Below are 16,287 nucleotides of genomic sequence, written 5' to 3'. Positions count from 1 at the left end.
AGCGGAAGGACACTTTCATGACACGCGCGGTGGGCGCGGCGGAGATCGCGCCGGCCACGTACGCCTGGGAGATCCAGGCGGACGGGCTGAGGGTGCGGGTGGGCCGGCGCACGATGGCCGTCGACGGCCTCGACCTGGCGTTGGGCACGGGCGTGCACGGCCTGCTCGGCCCGAACGGCGCCGGCAAGACGACTCTCATCCGGGCCCTGGCCACGGTGCTGCGCCCGGCAGGCGGGAAGCTGACGCTGCTGGGCGCCGACGCCTCCGCCCAGGCGGGCAGGCGGGAGCTGCGGCGCGCCATCGGCTATCTGCCGCAGGAGTTCGGCTACTACAAGCGGTTCACCGTACGGGAGTTCGTCGAGTACATGGCCTGGCTGAAGGAGATGCCGAAGCGGGAGGTGCCCGGCGCGGTGCAGCGGGCGATCGAGCGGGTGGGCCTGGCCGACCGCGCCGACGACCGGATGCGGACGCTGTCGGGCGGCATGGTGCGGCGGGCCGGGATCGCCCAGGCGATCGTCAACGACCCGCGCGTCCTGCTGCTGGACGAGCCGACCGTCGGCCTCGACCCGGCGCAGCGGCTGCGCCTGCGCGAGCTGCTGCAGGTGCTCGGCGCCGACAGCTGCGTGGTGGTCTCCACGCATCTGGTCGAGGACGTCGCCGCCGCGTGCTCGGACGTCGTGCTGATGGCGCGGGGGCGGCTGGTGTTCCAGGGGACGCCGGACCGGCTCGCCGCCGCCGGCGGGCCCGGTGACGTCGGCGACAGCCCGATCGAGCGCGGCTACTCGGCGCTGCTGGCGGCCCCCGGCGACGATCGGGGCGCGTGGTGAGCGGCCGGATCCTCCGCATCGAGCTGCGGCGCTCCATCGCGGTGTGGGCGGGAACGGTGTTCCTGCTGGCGGCCCTCGCCTTCCTGTTCGGGCTCACCGGCCCGTGGACGGCGTACGGGGAGAGGTGGACGGCGCAGTGGAGCGCGGCCGCGCTGTGGGAGCGTCACCTGCTGCTCTTCCTGCTCCCGCTGGTCGTCGGGGCGGGGGCGCTGCAGGGGTTGCGCGACCGCCGGGCGGGCACCGGTGAGCTGCTGGCGGCCACGCCCAGGCCCGCCTGGCAGCGCGCCGCCGCGACCGCCGGGGCGCTGGCGATCGCGCTGGTGGCGGCGTACCTGCTGCTGTACGGCGTCGGGGCCGTGCAGGTGGCGGCCGGAGGCGGGGTCTTCCACCTGGGCTGGGCGCCCGTCGTGGCGGTGGGGGCGCTGTCGCTCGTGGCGGCGGGCTGGCTCGGCCTGGGCGTCGCACGGGCGCTGCCGTCCGTGCTGACGCCGCCGGCGCTGGCGATCGCGACGCTCCTGGCCATGTTCCCCGTGGTGGGCCTGTGGCAGGAGGAGGTCGTGCCCAAGGCCGCGTATCTGGCGCCGGCGCTGGACAACGCGCGCAGCCTCGTCCACGACCTGTCCGGGTGGGTCAGCCTGGGGCAGGCGGTGTGGCTGCTCGGGGTCGCCGCCACCGGGTTCGGGCTGCTCGCGGCCACGCGGCCGTGGGCACGGCCGGCCGCCCTGCTCCCGGCTGTGCTCGGCGCGGCTGTCGCGCTGCCGCTGCTGCCGTCCGGCTCCGAGCCGGTTTACGTCGTCAACGCGGCCGCCGAGCCCGTGTGCTCCGGCCGGGTCTGCGTGACGAGGGCGCACGAGGACCTCCTGCCCGTGGTCGCCGGGCCGGGGGAGGAGGCGCTGCGGCTGCTCGCCCGGCTGCCCGGCCCGCCCCGCCAGGTGCGCGAGTCCGCCGAGCGCGACGCGGTCCACCACCCGCCCGCCAGGGACGCCGGGATCGTGTACGTGGACTTCGACGTTCGCGACGCGCGGAGCACCGGGGAGAAGCTGACGCGCCACCTGCTCGCGGGGGCCGGGACCCCGTCCTGCCACAGCCTGAGGGGCGACGACTTCGACGGCCGGCTGCGCGAGGAGGCCGCGCGGAGGATGGCGGCGGGCTGGCTCATGGGCGACGTCGCCGCCCCCACGGCCGATCCGGTCTTCCAGGAGCTCAACGCGCTCGTCGAGCAGGCGTGGCCGGAACTGCGCGCCGTGCCGGAACGGGAGCAGGGCGCCCGCGTCGCTGCCCTGCGCGAGGCCGCGCTCTCCTGCGACGGCGACCTGCTCGCCATCCTGACGGACGGCCGCCGGTGATGGCCCCGCCCGTAGCGGCCGGGCGGCCGTTTGCCCGGTGTGGACGGACATGCGAGAAATATTCGGCTGATTACCCGGCATCCGGTCGTCCTCGATAAGCTCACCGGCAGCACGGACGTCAGGATGGGGTCGTCAACGTTGGACAAGCCGGAAGAGCCACCACCCGCCGATCCGGGGCCGCCGCGGGCCAGCAGGCTCACCACCGTCGTGCTGACGGTCTCGCTCGTCCTGGTCGTGCTGATCGCGGGCGTGCTGGGCACCATCGCCGTCCTGATGACCCGCAGCCCCGACAGCCCGTTCCTCGGCGGCGCCTCGCCGCAGCGGCTGCCGACGCCCATCCACTTCGCCCCGGTGCGCGAGACCAAGGCCGCCCCCTGCCCGGGTGAGGAGGCCGCGCTCGACGACACGCAGACCACGTGCTACCTGCTGGAGGACGGGGTCACGGTCAACGCCGTGCAGGAGATCGAGGCCATCCGTGAGCCCGACGGCACCTACTCGGTCCGCATCGCCGTCGCGCCGGCGTTCAAGCAGAAGCTCGTCGACCTCATCGACGAGCAGGTCACCGACCAGCGGCAGGTGGCGGTCGTGCTGGTGCCGCGGACGGTGGTCGCCGCGCCGATCGTCACGCAGGCGATGGACGGCGACAGCCTGAGCATCGTCGGCTTCGCCAAGGCGGAGGCCGAGACCCTGGCGGCCCGCCTGGCGGGCTCCACGGCGCCCCCGGCCACCGCGCCTCCGGCCACCACGCCGCCGGACACCGGCCAGCCCAACACAGGCCAGCCGGACACCGGCCAGCCCACCACGGGCCAGCCGGACACGGGCCAGCCGGACACGGGTCAACCGAACACCGGCCAGCCCAACACCGGCAACCCGGCCGCCGACGGCGCCCTCGACCCCAAGTTCGACAGCTGCAAGGAGGCCGTCGCGCGCGGCTACGGCCCCTACAGCAAGGGCTTCCGCGCCGAGTACGAGTGGTACACCGACGTCGACGGCAACGGCATCGCCTGCAACTCCGGCGACATCCGCTAACCGAACAGCTCCTCCAGCCCGTTGATCCCGAAGTAGGCCAGGAACACCAGCGACACGATCCACAGCAGCCACGGGATCTCGCCGAACTTGCCCCGAGCCGCCTTGATCAGCGTGTACGAGATCACCCCGGCCCCCACCCCGTTGGTGATCGAGTACGTGAACGGCATCAGCGCGATCGTCAGGAACGCCGGCACCGCCAGCTCCAGGTCCTGCCACGGCACGTTCCGGCTCTGCGTCATCATCAGCGCCCCGACCAGCACCAGCGCCGGGGCGGCAGCGGCGGCGGGCACCACGGCGGCCAGCGGCGTGAACAGCAGCGTCAGCGCCAGCAGCGCCCCGGTGAAGACGCTGGCCAGGCCGGTCCTGGCGCCCTCGCCGACACCGGCGGCCGACTCGACGAACACCGTGTTCGCCGACGAGCTCGACACGCCGCCGACCACGCCGGCGACGCCGTCGACGGTGAGGATGCGGCCCAGCCGGGGCACCCGCCCGACCTGGTCCACCATCCCGGCCTCGTCGCTGACGCCGATGATCGTGCCCATCGCGTCGAAGAACCCGGACAGCACCAGCGTGAACAGCACCACGGTCGCCGTCACCACGCCCGCCCTGGCGAACCCGCCGAACAGGTCGAACTGCCCCACCAGCCCGAAGTCGGGCGCCGCGACCAGCCGCTCGGGCAGGTGCGGCGTCACCACGCCCCACGCGCCCGGCTCGATCTCGGCCACCGAGTTGACCAGCACGGCCAGGGCCGCCGTCACCGCGATGCTGATCAGGATGGCCGCGGGCGTGCGGCGCACGTACAGCACGATCATCAGCAGCAGGCCGAAGCAGAACACCGCGACCGGCCAGCCCGTCAGGTGGCCGGTGGCGCCGAGCTGCACCGGCGTGCCGCTGCCCGCCGCGACGAACCCGGCGTCGACCAGCCCGATCAGCGCGATGAACAGCCCGATGCCGACGCTGATGGCGTGCTTGAGCGCGAGCGGGATCGCGTTCATGATCAGGGTGCGCAGCCCGGTGACGGCCAGCAGGATGATGACGAAGCCTTCGAGCACGACCAGGCCCATCGCCTGCGCCCACGTCATGAAGGGCGCCGCCTGGTAGGCGACCACCGCGTTCAGCCCCAGCCCGGCCGCCAGGCCGAACGGCGCGTTGCCGACCACCGCCATGAGCAGCGTCGAGATGGCCGCCGCGAGCGCCGTCGAGGTCGTGAGCTGCGCGATCGTCAGCTTCGCGCCGGTGACGTCCTGCGCGCCCGCCAGGATGATCGGGTTGAGCAGGATGATGTACGCCATCGCCATGAAGGTCGTGACGCCGCCACGCACCTCACGGCCGACGGTGGTCCCCCGCCCGGACAGCTCGAAGAACCTGTCGAGCACCGCCAACCCCCTTCGCGATCAAGGGGGAGTGCCGGGTGGCCTACCCGGCGGGGGACGTGATCACGCCTGCTCGTGCCGCCCGCCGCCGACCAGGCCGGCGAACTCCTCCAGCCCGATCCGGCCGTCGCCGTCGCGGTCGGCCGAGGCGATGAACGCCTCGATCTCCGCCTCGGAGGCGCCGAGCCCGCCCAGGGCGTCGTTGGCCTTCCGGATCTCCTCGGCCGTCAGCAGGCCGTCGCCGTCGGCGTCGAACCGTGTGAACTCCGCCTTGGCCGCTTCACGCGCGTCCGTCATCAGGATCCCTCCCCGTCTTGAACCAAGGCGATATCTTCGGGTCTGATCGGAACGCGCGTCAACCGGAGCCCGGTCGCCGCGCGCACCGCCGACGCGATCGCCGGGGTGGAGGAGAGCGTCGGAGGCTCGCCTGCGCCGCGCAATCCGTACGGCGCGGCCGGGTCCGGATTTTCCAGGATTTTCATCGTCATGGGTGGCATGTCGAGAATGGTGGGGATCAGATAGTCGGTGAACGACGGGTTCAGCACCACGCCGTCACGCACCCGGATCTCCTCCATCAGCGCCAGCCCCAGCCCCTGCGCCGAACCGCCGTGGATCTGGCCCTCCAGCGCCTGCGGGTTCAGGATCCGGCCCACGTCCTGCACCGCCGCCAGCTCCACCACCTTGACCAGGCCCAGCTCCACGTCCACGTCCACCACCGCCCGGTGCACGCACAGCGCGAGCTGCGTGTGGGAGTCGCCCTGCCCCGTCGCCGGGTCCAGCGGGTACGTCGGCCGGTGCCGGTACTCGCGCGTCTCCTCGATCGGCCCGAACAGCGCCAGCGCCTCCCGCGCCGGCAGCCCGCCGAACCGCTCCCGCACCGCCCGGCACGCCTCCCGCACCGCCCCGCCCGTCACGTACGACTGCCGCGACGCCGACGACGAGCCCGCCGAGGCCACCGACGTGTCGGCCGTCGCCACCGTCACGTCGTCCACGCCTAGCTCCGTCCGGGCGATCTGCGCCTGGATCGTCACCAGCCCCTGCCCCACCTCGGCGGCGGCCGTGTGCACGGTGACGTGCGGCTCCCCGCCGACCAGCTCCGCCCGCACCCGCGCCGTGGAGAAGTCGTCGAAGCCCTCCGAGAAGCAGATGTTCTTGATGCCCACCCCGTAGCCGACGCCGCGCCGCACCGACTCCCCGTGCGTGGTCTGCGACACCCCGCCCGGCAGCCCGCGCAGGTCGCTCCCGGCGGGCGGCGGGAGCGGGAAGCGTTCGAGCTCGCGCAGCATCTCCGCCAGCGGCGCCGGCGAGTCGATCACCTGACCGGTGATCAGCGCCGACCCCTGCGAGACGGCGTTGCGCACCCGGATCTCCACCGGCGACAGCCCGCACGCCTCCGCCAGCCGGTCCATCTGCGACTCGTACGCGTAACACGCCTGCACCGCGCCGAACCCGCGCATCGCCCCGCACGGCGGGTTGTTCGTGTAGACGCCGGTCGCCCGCACCCGCACGTTCGGCACCTCGTACGGGCCCGCCCCCAGCGACGCCGCGTTGCCCACGACCGCGGGGGAGGAGGAGCAGTAGGCGCCGCCGTCGAGCAGGATGTCGGCCTTGACGTAGACGAGCCGGCCGTCGCGCGTGGCGCCGTGCTCGTAGCGCATCCGCGCCGGATGCCGGTGCACGTGCCCGAAGAACGACTCCTCCCGCCCGTACACGATCTTGACCGGCCGGTCCAGCCGCAGCGCCAGCATGCACGCGTGGACCTGCATCGACAGGTCCTCCCTGGCCCCGAACGCGCCACCCACCCCCGACAGCGTCAGCCGCACCTTCTCCGGCGGCAGCCCCAGGCAGGGCGCGAGCTGGTCGCGGTCCACGTGCAGCCACTGCGTGGCGATGAACAGGTCCACGCCGCCGTCGTCCGCGGGCACCGCCAGCCCCGACTCCGGGCCAAGGAACGCCTGGTCCTGCATGCCCACCTCGTACTCGCCGGTGACCACGACCTCCGCCTCGAACGTGTCGCCCTTCACCACCGGCTGGCTCCTGACGAACTCCCGCGACTCACGCGGATCCGTCACCGCCGCGCGCGGCTCGTAGTCCACCCGGATCGCCGCCACCGCCCGCCGCGCCGTCTCCGGATGGTCGGCGGCCACCAGCGCCACCGGCTCGCCCTGATAACGCACCTGGTCGATGGCGAGCACCGGCTGGTCCCTGCGCTCCAGGCCGTAGAACTTCTCACCCGGCACGTCCTCGTGCGTCAGCACCGCCCGCACGCCCGGGATCGCCAGCGCCGGGCCCACGTCGATCGACCGGATCCACGCCGACGGATGCGGGCTGCGCAGCGTCGCGCCCCACACCATGCCCTCCAGCCACAGGTCCGACGCGTACGCGAACTCGCCCCGCACCTTCAGCGCCGCGTCGGGCCGCCGCGCGCTCTCGCCCACGCCGTGCCGCGACGCCCGTGCCGTCTCCGTCATCGTCCGAGCTCCGTCATCCTTCGAGTAGAGCACCGGCCGACCGGCCCCGGAATGCGCGCGGAGTGAAATCACGGTAAGCGGTTCACCGGCCGCCTTGTATATTCCTCCAAGTGCGGATATGCGATCTGCTGGCCATGGAGGAGCTGCGGCTGACGCTGCTCACCGGCGACGCCGGGCGCGAGTTCGGCACTGTCCACATCACCGACCTGCCCGAGCCCGGCCGCTACCTGTCCGGCGGCGAACTCGTGCTCACCGGCCTCATGTGGTGGCACACCGCAGCCGACTCCCGCCCCTTCGTCACCGCCCTCGCCGACGCCGGGGTCGCCGCGCTCGGCGCCGGCCAGGCCCGGCTCGGGCACGTCCCCGCCGACCTCGTCGACGCCTGCCGCGAAGCCGGGCTGCCGCTGCTCGACGTGCCCACCGAGACCTCCTTCCGCACCCTCGCCGAGCTCGTCGCCCCCCGCCTCTCAGGCGACGCCCGCGACGCCCTCGGCCGCCACCGGCGGCTCGTCGCCGCCGTCGCCGAAGGCGCCGGGCTGCCCGAACTGTTCGCCCTCACCGCCGCCGAACTCGGCGTCACCGGCGCCGTCGTCTCCGCCACCGGCCAGGTCATCGCCGGCGCCCCCGACGACCCCGTACGGCTCGCGCGCGCCTTCCTCACCGCGCCCCGCCTGCCCTGCCTGGCCGGCGGGCACACGCTCTTCGCCGCCGGACGCGGGCCCCGCGCCGCCGCCTGGGCCCTCGCCTGCGACGGCGACCTGCTCGACCGGGCCGACCTCGGCTACGAACTGGCCGCCTTCGTGGCGCTGGAGCGGGCCCGCATGGAGGAAGGGCGCCGCGTCGAACGCCGGCTCGCCGCCCAGCTCGTCACCGCCGCCCTCACGGGCGCCGACCCCGCCGACCTCACCGCCCGCCTCCGCACCTGCGCCCTCGACCCCGCCGAGCCCTACACGATCGTCTCCACCACCACCCACCCCGCCCCGCCCACCGACGGCGCGCCCCCCAGAACCGGCACCACCCCCAGACCGACAACGGCCCCCAGGCCGACAACCACCCCTACCGATGCCGCCCCCTCCACCGGTGGCGGCGCGCTCCCCGCCGGTGGCGCGCCTTCCGGGGAGGGGGTTGGCACCCGTGGCGGTGCCGCTCCCGTAGGGGTGGCCGCTCCCGCCGGGGCCGCACCGCCCGCCGGGGGCGCCCCCGGCGCTGGTGGCGCGCCCCCTGGGGCGGTGGCTGGCCGGGTTGGTGCGCCCTCCAGAGGGGCTTCCGTTGCGAGTGCCGGTTCGGCTGCTCGTGCTCCTTATGGGGAGGGCGGGTTCGGGGTTGAGGTGGCGGTGTTGGAGGGGTTGCTGGGGTGGGAGGTGGTGGCGGTCGCGGGGGAGGAGGGGGCCGTGGCCGTGGTGCCGTTGCGGGGGCGGAGCGCCGGGGAGGTGGCGGCGCGGTTGCGGGCCGGGGCGGAGGTGCTGGGGGCGCTGCCCGGGGTGCGGGTGTGCGCCGGGGTGAGCGGGGAGCTGACGGGGGCGGCGGCGCTCAGGGGCGGTGTCGAGGAGGCGGGGCACGCCAGGCGGCTGGCGGCGGCGCGCGGCGGCGGCGTGGTCACCAGCGACGAGATCTACACGCACGCGCTGCTCCTGGCGACGGTGCCGGGGGAGGTGCGGAGCTCGTTCGCCGCCCGCCTGCTGGGCCCGGTGCTGGAGTACGACGCCCGGCACCAGTCGGAGCTGGTGGCGACGCTGCGCGCGTTCCTGGACTGCGCCGGTTCGTGGAACGCCTGTGCCGCGCGGATGCACGTGCACGTCAACACGGTCCGCTACCGGGTGAAGCGGGTGGAGGACCTGACGGGCAGGGACCTGTCGACGATGGCCGACCGGGTCGACTTCTTCCTGGCGCTCAGGGCGGGGTGACCGCGCCGAGGAGCGCGTGGACGGCGGCGTGCTCCTCCTCGGTGATGACCAGCCACTCGGGGTTGCCCAGCTCCACGGCCAGGGGCAGCGCGTCGGTGACGTACGGCAGCGCCGCCCGGGGTGCGCCGAGCGCCCGGTGCGCCTGCGACAGGCGGACGAGGCAGCGGAGCTGGCCGATCCGGAACCAGCTCGCCCGGCGCAGCCCGAGTGCCTGCCGCAGCGGCTCCAGCGCCGCCGCCGGTTCGCCCTCGTCGAGGAAGATCTCGCCGAGCACCGTCTGGACGAGCCCCTCGTGGCTGATGTCGCCGACCCGCCGCGCACTGGCCAGCGCCTCGGTCAGGGCCTGGCGGGCCTCGGCGGAGCGGCCGAGGCCGTGGCGGGCGGTGCCGAGCATGATGAGCGCGTACCGCTCGCCCACCTGGGAGCCGATCTCCCTGGCCAGGGCGAGCTGGGCGCGGGCGTGGCTCAGGCATTCGCGGTACGCGCGCCGTACCAGGAAGGTGTTGGCGAGGTTGCCGAGCGTCCGCTGCTCGCTGAAGCGGTCGCCCAGCTCGCGGGCGAGGACGAGCTGGGCGCGCAGGTGTTCGACGGCCTCGGCGGTGCGGCGCTGGAAGCTGAGCCCGCCGGCGAGGTGGCCGAGCGCGTGGTAGGTGCTCAGCCGGTCGCCGAGCCGCCGGCTGACCCGCAGCGCCTCGCGGTTGAGCGCGATGAGGTTGGCCGAGTCGTGCGCGCCGTGCAGGTACCACTGGAGGGAGAAGACGAGGGCCACGCCGAGCCTGGCGAGCCGCTCGTCGGGGCACGCCATGGCCTGGGCCGCGGCGGCGACGAGGTTGGGCTCCTCGCGGGCGAGCCAGTCGCGGGCCTCGTCGGCGTCGCCCACGTGGTGCGGGGTCGCGTCGACGGGGTCGAGCTCGGGCCCGTCGGGCTGGACGCGGTGCGGGTCCATGGTGGTGCTGGCCAGGCGGGCCGAGGCGATCCAGTGGCCCAGCACGCGGGCCAGCGCGGCGGCCGCCTCGCCGGGTGACAGCCGCCCGGGCGCAGCGTGGGTGTCGGCGGGCCCGGCGGGGCCGCAGGTCAGCTCGGCGGCGAAGATGCGGACGAGGTCGTGGAGCTGGTAGCGGGGCGGCGCGGCCGGGTCGGAGCCGGACTGGTCGAGGAGGTGGGCGTCGACCAGCCGTTCCAGCGCGCGTTCGGCGTCCAGGGCGCCGGTGCCGAGCAGGGCGGCGGCGGCCTCGGCGGTGATGTCGTGCACGTGCGGCAGACCGATCAGGGCGAGCGTGCGGGCGGCCAGCCGGTCGAGCGGCCGGGCGCTGCGGGCCAGCGCGTTCCAGCTCGCGGCCAGGCTGGAGCGTACGGCGAGCTCGCCGGCCTCCAGCTCGTGCAGCCGCCTGCGCTCGTCGCCGAGCCGGGCGTTGAGCGCGGCCACGCTCCAGTCGGGCCGGTCGGCCAGGCGGGCGCCGGCGATCCGCAGGGCCAGCGGCAGCCCGTCGCAGAAGCGTACGAGCCGGGCCGTCTGCTCGGGGTCGGCGGTGATCCGCTGCGCGCCGGCCAGCGTGGACAGCACGGCGGCGGCCTCGGGGCCGGCCATCCGGGGCAGGTGGATCTGCACGGAGTCGTCGCCCGCGGCCAGGCTCTCGCGGCTCGTCACGAGGATCGCGGTGCCGCGCGGCGCCGACAGCAGCGGCTGGATCTGCGGCAGCCCGGCGGCGTCGTCCAGCAGGACCAGCATGCGCCGGCCGGCCATCCGGCTGCGCCAGGCCGCGGCGGCCTCGTCCACGTCGGCGGGCACGGCGTCGCCGGCGGCGCCGAGCGCCCGCAGGAACCGGCCCAGCACCTCCAGCGGCTCCAGCCCCGGCATCCCGGTCGTGGCGCCGCGCAGGTTCACGTACAGCTGCCCGTCGGGGAAGCGGTCCTTCACCATCGCGGCGACCCGGGCGGCCAGCGCGGACTTGCCCACGCCGGGCGGGCCGGAGATGACGACCAGGGGGCTGGGCGCGGAGCCGTCCCAGGGGGCCAGGTGCGTCTGGATACGGATGATCTCCAGCCGTCGGCCCACGAACCCGCCCAGATCGCGCGGCAGCTCCCGGGGCACCATCGGCATGCGTCCCGCCGCGGGGGCGGCCTCGGGGGAGCGGGACCGGCCGGGCGGGGGCGCTGCGGGGGCCGGGCCGGGCTCGCGCAGGGCCAGCTCGTAGGCGGCGCGCAGGGCGGCGCCCGGGTCGACGCCCAGCTCCTCGCGCAGGATGCGGCCGCCCTCGTTGTAGACCTCCAGCGCCTCGGCCCGGTTGCCGCTGCGCAGCAGGGCCAGGACGAGCAGCTCGCGCAGCCGTTCGCGGATCGGGTGGCGGCGGGTCAGGTCGCGCAGGGGCGGGAGCGCGTCGTGCGGGCGGCCGAGCCCGAGCAGGGCTTCGGCGTGCCGTTCGGCGGCGGTCAGGCGCAGCTCGGCCAGCCGGGCGCGCTCGGCGTCGGCGAAGGGGCCGGGCACGCCCGTCAGCGGGTCGCCGTGCCACAGCGACAGCGCCTCCTCCAGGCTGGTCAGCGCCTCGGCGGCGCCGTCGCGGCGCATCGCCAGGCGGGCCGACTCGACGTGGCCGGCGAAGGCGACGGCGTCGACGTGGCGCGCCTCGACCTCCAGCCGGTAGCCGCCACCGCCGCCGACCAGCAGCTCGGAGTGGCGGTGCTGCTTCCTGGACGGCTCCAGGGCGCGCCTGAGCCCGGCCACGTACGTGTAGACGCTCTGCTCGGCGCTGCGCGGAGGGTGCTCGCCCCACAGGCTCTCGACGAGGCGGGGGATCGGCACGATCTGCCCGGGGTGGGAGGCGAGGACGGCGAGGACGGCGCGCTGGCGCGGTGAGCCGGGGTCGACGGCGGCGGCGCCGCGTAACGCCGCGACCGGACCGAGGAGCCGGATGCGGACGTGCTCGGCCATGAGCGATCTCCCCGCGTGCGACGCTGCGTGATCCGGATCGTCCTGGAAGGGGCGACTAGAAGCTCTGTAGAAGAAATGTAGAACTATCGTCTAGCTTGAGGGGGCTGTGCGTGATGCGGGGGCGTCCGAGGTGTCCGGACGGCCTCCCGGTGCTGTTCGCGGGCCCGGAAGACGCCTCCTTGTGCGGAAGGCGGCATCTCCCGGGCCGTTGCGTAGACTCGTGAGAGCGGGAGCCCTCGGGGGTCAGCAGCAGGGCGAGACCTCGAAATGCGCGATGGCAGGAGACGTTTCGGCCACCACGGTCGTACCATTGCTGCCAACGGCCACAACGGCCGTGAAGATGGCGGTAAGTGCGGTCAGGGCAAGACGTGTGCGCATGGGGGGTTCTCCCTCGGGCGGTGTGCGTTGCTTGGACATCATCATCTCAGGGAGCAGCGGCTGTGACCACATCAGACCTGGTCGGACTCCGTATCAAGACGGTCCGGCGACAGCGCGGCATGTCGCAGGCACAGCTCGCGCACCCTGAATTGTCGGACAGCTACGTTTCCTTGATCGAGAGCGGCAAACGTACTCCCACCCCTTCGGTGCTGGAGCTGCTCGCTCAGAAGCTGGACTGTTCGCTCTCCTATCTGCTCAATGGCGTGACTGCCGAGCAGATGGAAGATATCGAACTCGCACTCGGTTACGCGAGGCTCGCCCTCGAGAACGGAGAGGTTCGCGAGGCTCGCACGCGCTTCGCCGAGCTGCTGGAGAACAATAACCTGACAGGTCTGACGGCGCTGCGTCAAGACACCGAATACGGCCTGGCGCTCGCCGTCGAGGCGTGCGGTGACCTTGCCGAGGCGATCTCCATCCTCCGCCGCCTGCAGGCCGAGGAGCTCAGCCCGGAGCGCCGCATCGAGGTCGCCATCGCCCTGTGCCGCGCCTACCGCGTCAGCGACCGGCTCAGCGAGGCGGTCAAGGTCGGCGAGGACATCCTCGGCGGCCCGGCCCGGCCGGCCTGGTCCGACGCGCTCGTCGAGTTCGGCGCGACGCTGCTGGCCGCCTACCTCGACAGCGGCGACCTGCTGCGCGCCCGCCAGTTCGCCGGCGAGCTGCTCAACGCCGCCGACATGCTCAACACCCCCAGGGCCACCGTCGCCGCCTACTGGAACGCCGCGCTGGTCGCCGAGAGCACGGGCCACGGCGAGGAGTCGCTGAGCCTGGCCGAGCGCGCGCTCGCCGTCCAGACGGAGAACGGCCAGCCGCGCAACAGCGCCCGCATCCGCATGGCGTACGCGAGCATGCTGCTGCGGCTGCGCCCCACCGCCGTCGAGGAGGCGCGCCAGGCGCTGCTGCGCGCCCGCCAGGAGCTCGCCCAGACCTCGGCCAGCACCACCGACCGCGCCAACAGCGAGGTCGAGCTGGCCCGCGCCGCCCTCATCGCCGGCGACCACGAGCAGGCGATCGTCCACGGCGAGGCCGGTCAGGCGCTGATGGCGGGCAACTCCAGGGCCCTGGAGGCCGAGGCGCACCTGCTGCTCAGCCGCGCCAAGGGCGCGCTCGGCAGGCAGGCCGAGGCCGAGGCCGAGCTGCGCGGGGTGCGCGACTGGCTGGAGCCGCTGCCCGACTCCCGCCGCGCCGCCCGCACCTGGTACGCGGCCGCCGAGACGATGGAGGTCCTCGGCGACGCCGAGGGCAGCGCCGACCTCTACCGCCGTGCGCTCGCCTGCGCGGGATTGTAACGGCGGAGTCCGGACCGGGCGGCGGCGTCGGTAGCCTTGGGGATGCCATGAAGAAATCCCCGCTCGCGGCCCTCACCGCGATTCTCGCCGCCCTGTTCGTGCTCGCCACCGCCGCCCCCGCGCAGGCGCACGACACGCTCAAGAGCAGTGACCCCGCCAAGGGCGCCACGGTCAAGTCCGTGGACGAGGTCACGCTCGAGTTCTCCAACAAGGTGCGGATGCCGTTCGTGATCGTGCGCGGGCCCGGTGACGCCCAGCACCAGGCCGGCGACCCCGAGTCCGACGGGCCGGTCGTGAAGCAGCGGCTCAAGGGCGAGCTCCCCGACGGCAAGTACACGATCGCCTACCGCGTCGTCTCCTCCGACGGGCACCCGATCGAGGGGGAGATCCCGTTCACGGTCAAGGGCGCGTCCCCGTCCCCGGAGGCGAGCGCCGAGAGCAGTGCTGAGGCCACCGCTGAGGCGACCGCCGAGGCGAGCACGGCGGCGTCCGCCGCGCCATCCGCCGCGCCGTCCAGCGCGGCGCCCGCCGCCGACCAGGCGGCGGCCGAGGAGAGCTCCGGCACGTTCCCCGTCTGGCTGATCGTCGTCGTCGGCGCGCTCGTCGGCATCGGCATCGGCTTCCTGCTCAGCGCACGGAAGAAGAAGCCGTGACCAGGGCCGCGCGTCTCGCGCTTGCGGCGGCCGGGGCGGCGCTGGCCGCCCTCGTGGTCGCCATGGTCGCCGGAGGCGCGGCCTTCCCCCGCATCATCCTCGGCGTCCCCTCCTCGGGGGTGCTCACCCGGTGGGGCCTGCCGGTGTCCAAGCTGTTCATGGACGTCGCCGGCGTGACCACCGTCGGGCTCCTGCTGGCGGCGGCGGTCCTGCTGCCCAACGGCAAGTCCGGCAAGGGCCTGCTCGGCACGAGCGCGCTCGACTACCTGCGCGCGGCCTCCTGGACCGCCCTGACCTGGGCCGGGGCCGCGTTCCTCACCATGGTCTTCAGCGTCTCCGACGTGTGGGCCAAGCCCGTGCCGGAGATCCTCAACCGCGACTTCCTCGTCGGCTACGCCACCCAGGAGAGCCCCGGCATCTCGCTGACGCTGGTGATCCTGTTCGGGGTGTCGATCGCGCTGTTCTCGCGCGGCGCCATCACCGCCGGGGCGGCGGGCGCGCTGCTGGTGTTCTCGCTGGTCACGATGCTGCCGCCGGCGCTCACCGGCCACTCCTCGTCCTCGCCCAACCACGGCCTGGCCACCATCGGCCTGTCGCTGCACCTGCTGACGCTGGCGCTGTGGGTGGGCGGGCTGGGCGTGCTTGCCCTGCACGCGGTGCGCAAGCAGCCGCAGCTCGGCATCGCCGCCGAGCGCTTCTCCCGGCTGGCCGTGTGGCTCTTCGTCGGCGTCGGCCTGTCCGGCGTCTTCAGCGTGCTCGCCCGGCTCACCGCCGTCTCCGACCTGTGGACGTCCAGCTACGGCATCCTCCTCGTCGCCAAGACCGTCGCGTTCGTCCTGCTCGGCTACGTCGGCTGGTGGCACCGGCAGCGCACGCTCGTCGCCCTGGAGGCCGGCGCGCCGCGCGCCTTCACCCGCCTGGCCGTCGGCGAGCTGATGCTCATGCTCGCCACCATCGGCCTGGCCGTCGCGCTCGCGCGCACCCCGCCGCCGCCCGTCAGCCTGCCCGCCGACCGCGCCTTCGACCTGCTCGGCTACCCGGTCCCGCCGCCGATCTCGCTGGCCAACATCGCCTCGCTGTGGTGGTTCGACCTGTTCTTCGCCACCGTCGCCGCCCTGCTGGCCGGACTGTACGGGGCGGGCGTGGTCAGGCTGCGGCGGCGCGGCGACACCTGGTCGTGGGGCCGCACGGCGTCCTGGTTCATCGGCGTCGTGGTGCTCGTCATCGCCACGCAGACCGGCCTGGCCCGCTACTCCAAGGTCATGTTCGACGTGCACATGATCGAGCACATGACGCTGGCCATGATCGTGCCGATCTTCCTGGTCCTCGGCGGGCCCGTCACGCTCGCGCTGCGCGCCCTCAAGCCGGCCGCCGTCCGGGGCGACCGGGGCCCCCGCGAATGGCTGCTGGCGATCCTGCACAGCAGGTTCGTCCGCGTCGCCGCCCACCCCGCCATCGCGACCGCGATCTTCATCGCGTCGACCTACGCGCTCTACTTCACGCCGCTGTTCGAGGCGGCCATGCAGGAGCACCTCGGGCACATCGCGATGACGCTGCACTTCCTCATCAGCGGCAGCCTGTTCTTCTGGGTCGTCATCGGCGTCGACCCCGGCCCCCACCAGCTCCCGCACGTCGGACGGCTGCTGCTGCTGTTCGTCACCATGCCCTTCCACGCGTTCTTCGGCATCGCGCTGATGATGACCGGCTCGGTCATCGCCTCCGGCTGGTACGAGCAGCTCGACCGCTCCTGGGGCGGCCCCCTGCTGCAGGAACAGCAGAACGGCGGCGCCATCGCCTGGGGCTTCGGCGAGATCCCCACGCTGATCGTGCTGCTGGCCATCGCCGTGCAGTGGTATCAGAGCGAGGACCGCAAGGCCCGCCGCGACGACCGCAAGGCCGACCGTGCCGAGGGCGGCGACCCCGAGCTCAACTCCTACAACGACTACCTGGCCAAGCTCAACCGCCTCGACAAGACCGAATAGCCGCCGCGCGCCCTCCTGCCCCCCACCCTCCGGCCCCGGCGGGTAGCCT

The 16,287-nt window shown here is 74.1% G+C and carries 12 protein-coding genes; 7 read left to right on the top strand and 5 right to left on the bottom strand.

All coding sequences use genetic code 11. From position 1 onward, the window contains the following. Window positions 1-17: 17 nt before the first annotated feature. The 3 genes from AB0J53_RS16555 to AB0J53_RS16545 all read left to right on the top strand — a co-directional run bounded on the left by AB0J53_RS16555 (window position 18) and on the right by AB0J53_RS16545 (window position 3,202). Window positions 18-827, top strand: a complete 810-nt coding sequence (locus tag AB0J53_RS16555) for an ABC transporter ATP-binding protein (protein ID WP_364172719.1) — start codon at window positions 18-20, stop codon at window positions 825-827. Continuing rightward, complete coding sequence (locus AB0J53_RS16550; protein ID WP_364172716.1) at window positions 824-2,173, top strand: hypothetical protein; 1,350 nt, start codon at window positions 824-826, stop codon at window positions 2,171-2,173. The genes AB0J53_RS16555 and AB0J53_RS16550 overlap by 4 nt, the downstream gene beginning before the upstream one ends. A gap of 138 nt (window positions 2,174-2,311) precedes the next feature. Beyond that, complete coding sequence (locus tag AB0J53_RS16545) at window positions 2,312-3,202, top strand: excalibur calcium-binding domain-containing protein (RefSeq protein ID WP_364172713.1); 891 nt, start codon at window positions 2,312-2,314, stop codon at window positions 3,200-3,202. Here AB0J53_RS16545 and AB0J53_RS16540 read toward each other — a convergent pair. The 3 genes from AB0J53_RS16540 to AB0J53_RS16530 are packed head-to-tail and all read right to left on the bottom strand — an operon-like array spanning window position 3,199 to window position 7,046. After that, window positions 3,199-4,578: an NCS2 family permease gene (locus AB0J53_RS16540; protein WP_364172710.1), complete on the bottom strand. Its 1,380-nt coding sequence runs from the start codon at window positions 4,576-4,578 to the stop codon at window positions 3,199-3,201. The genes AB0J53_RS16545 and AB0J53_RS16540 overlap by 4 nt on opposite strands. Before the next feature lie 60 nt (window positions 4,579-4,638). Next, entirely contained in the window at window positions 4,639-4,872 is a 234-nt protein-coding gene (locus tag AB0J53_RS16535; RefSeq protein ID WP_219518917.1) for an EF-hand domain-containing protein, read from the bottom strand. After that, on the bottom strand, window positions 4,872-7,046 hold the full coding sequence (locus tag AB0J53_RS16530; protein WP_364172706.1) for a molybdopterin cofactor-binding domain-containing protein: 2,175 nt from the start codon (window positions 7,044-7,046) through the stop codon (window positions 4,872-4,874). The genes AB0J53_RS16535 and AB0J53_RS16530 overlap by 1 nt, the downstream gene beginning before the upstream one ends. A gap of 110 nt (window positions 7,047-7,156) precedes the next feature. On the opposite strand from AB0J53_RS16530, the gene AB0J53_RS16525 reads away from it, so the two are divergent. Continuing rightward, the gene (locus tag AB0J53_RS16525; protein WP_364172703.1) at window positions 7,157-8,950 is read left to right on the top strand and encodes a helix-turn-helix domain-containing protein; all 1,794 of its coding nucleotides are present in this window, start codon (window positions 7,157-7,159) and stop codon (window positions 8,948-8,950) included. Here AB0J53_RS16525 and AB0J53_RS16520 read toward each other — a convergent pair. Together AB0J53_RS16520 and AB0J53_RS16515 are read right to left on the bottom strand one after the other, a co-directional pair. Further along, window positions 8,937-11,879 carry a BTAD domain-containing putative transcriptional regulator gene (locus AB0J53_RS16520; protein ID WP_364172700.1) on the bottom strand — a complete coding sequence of 981 codons (2,943 nt, stop codon included), beginning with the start codon at window positions 11,877-11,879 and terminating at the stop codon, window positions 8,937-8,939. The two genes, AB0J53_RS16525 and AB0J53_RS16520, sit on opposite strands and share 14 nt — an antisense overlap. A 243-nt stretch (window positions 11,880-12,122) precedes the next feature. Continuing rightward, window positions 12,123-12,257: a hypothetical protein gene (locus AB0J53_RS16515; protein ID WP_281427312.1), complete on the bottom strand. Its 135-nt coding sequence runs from the start codon at window positions 12,255-12,257 to the stop codon at window positions 12,123-12,125. 20 nt (window positions 12,258-12,277) lie between these two features. Between AB0J53_RS16515 and AB0J53_RS16510 the strand changes: the two genes are divergently transcribed. The 3 genes from AB0J53_RS16510 to AB0J53_RS16500 are packed head-to-tail and all read left to right on the top strand — an operon-like array spanning window position 12,278 to window position 16,238. Beyond that, window positions 12,278-13,603: a helix-turn-helix domain-containing protein gene (locus tag AB0J53_RS16510; RefSeq protein WP_364172697.1), complete on the top strand. Its 1,326-nt coding sequence runs from the start codon at window positions 12,278-12,280 to the stop codon at window positions 13,601-13,603. 47 nt (window positions 13,604-13,650) lie between these two features. Next, window positions 13,651-14,256 carry a copper resistance CopC family protein gene (locus tag AB0J53_RS16505; protein WP_364172694.1) on the top strand — a complete coding sequence of 202 codons (606 nt, stop codon included), beginning with the start codon at window positions 13,651-13,653 and terminating at the stop codon, window positions 14,254-14,256. Further along, the gene (locus AB0J53_RS16500) at window positions 14,253-16,238 is read left to right on the top strand and encodes a bifunctional copper resistance protein CopD/cytochrome c oxidase assembly protein (protein WP_364172691.1); all 1,986 of its coding nucleotides are present in this window, start codon (window positions 14,253-14,255) and stop codon (window positions 16,236-16,238) included. The genes AB0J53_RS16505 and AB0J53_RS16500 overlap by 4 nt, the downstream gene beginning before the upstream one ends. Window positions 16,239-16,287: the final 49 nt, after the last annotated feature.

The sequence above is a fragment of the Nonomuraea sp. NPDC049725 genome (assembly GCF_040674795.1).
GTDB lineage: Bacteria > Actinomycetota > Actinomycetes > Streptosporangiales > Streptosporangiaceae > Nonomuraea > Nonomuraea ceibae.
Note: the sequence above shows the minus strand (reverse complement) of the source record. Positions and strands in the feature narration are given on the sequence as shown.

What these genes read in the sequence shown, in the direction of transcription:
- AB0J53_RS16555 (WP_364172719.1), top strand. Translation starts at nt 18, where the DNA reads ATGACACGCGCGGTGGGCGCGGCGGAGATCGCGCCGGCCACGTACGCC.
- AB0J53_RS16535 (WP_219518917.1), bottom strand. Translation starts at nt 4,872, where the DNA reads ATGACGGACGCGCGTGAAGCGGCCAAGGCGGAGTTCACACGGTTCGAC.
- AB0J53_RS16530 (WP_364172706.1), bottom strand. Translation starts at nt 7,046, where the DNA reads ATGACGGAGACGGCACGGGCGTCGCGGCACGGCGTGGGCGAGAGCGCG.
- AB0J53_RS16520 (WP_364172700.1), bottom strand. Translation starts at nt 11,879, where the DNA reads ATGGCCGAGCACGTCCGCATCCGGCTCCTCGGTCCGGTCGCGGCGTTA.
- AB0J53_RS16515 (WP_281427312.1), bottom strand. Translation starts at nt 12,257, where the DNA reads ATGCGCACACGTCTTGCCCTGACCGCACTTACCGCCATCTTCACGGCC.
- AB0J53_RS16505 (WP_364172694.1), top strand. Translation starts at nt 13,651, where the DNA reads ATGAAGAAATCCCCGCTCGCGGCCCTCACCGCGATTCTCGCCGCCCTG.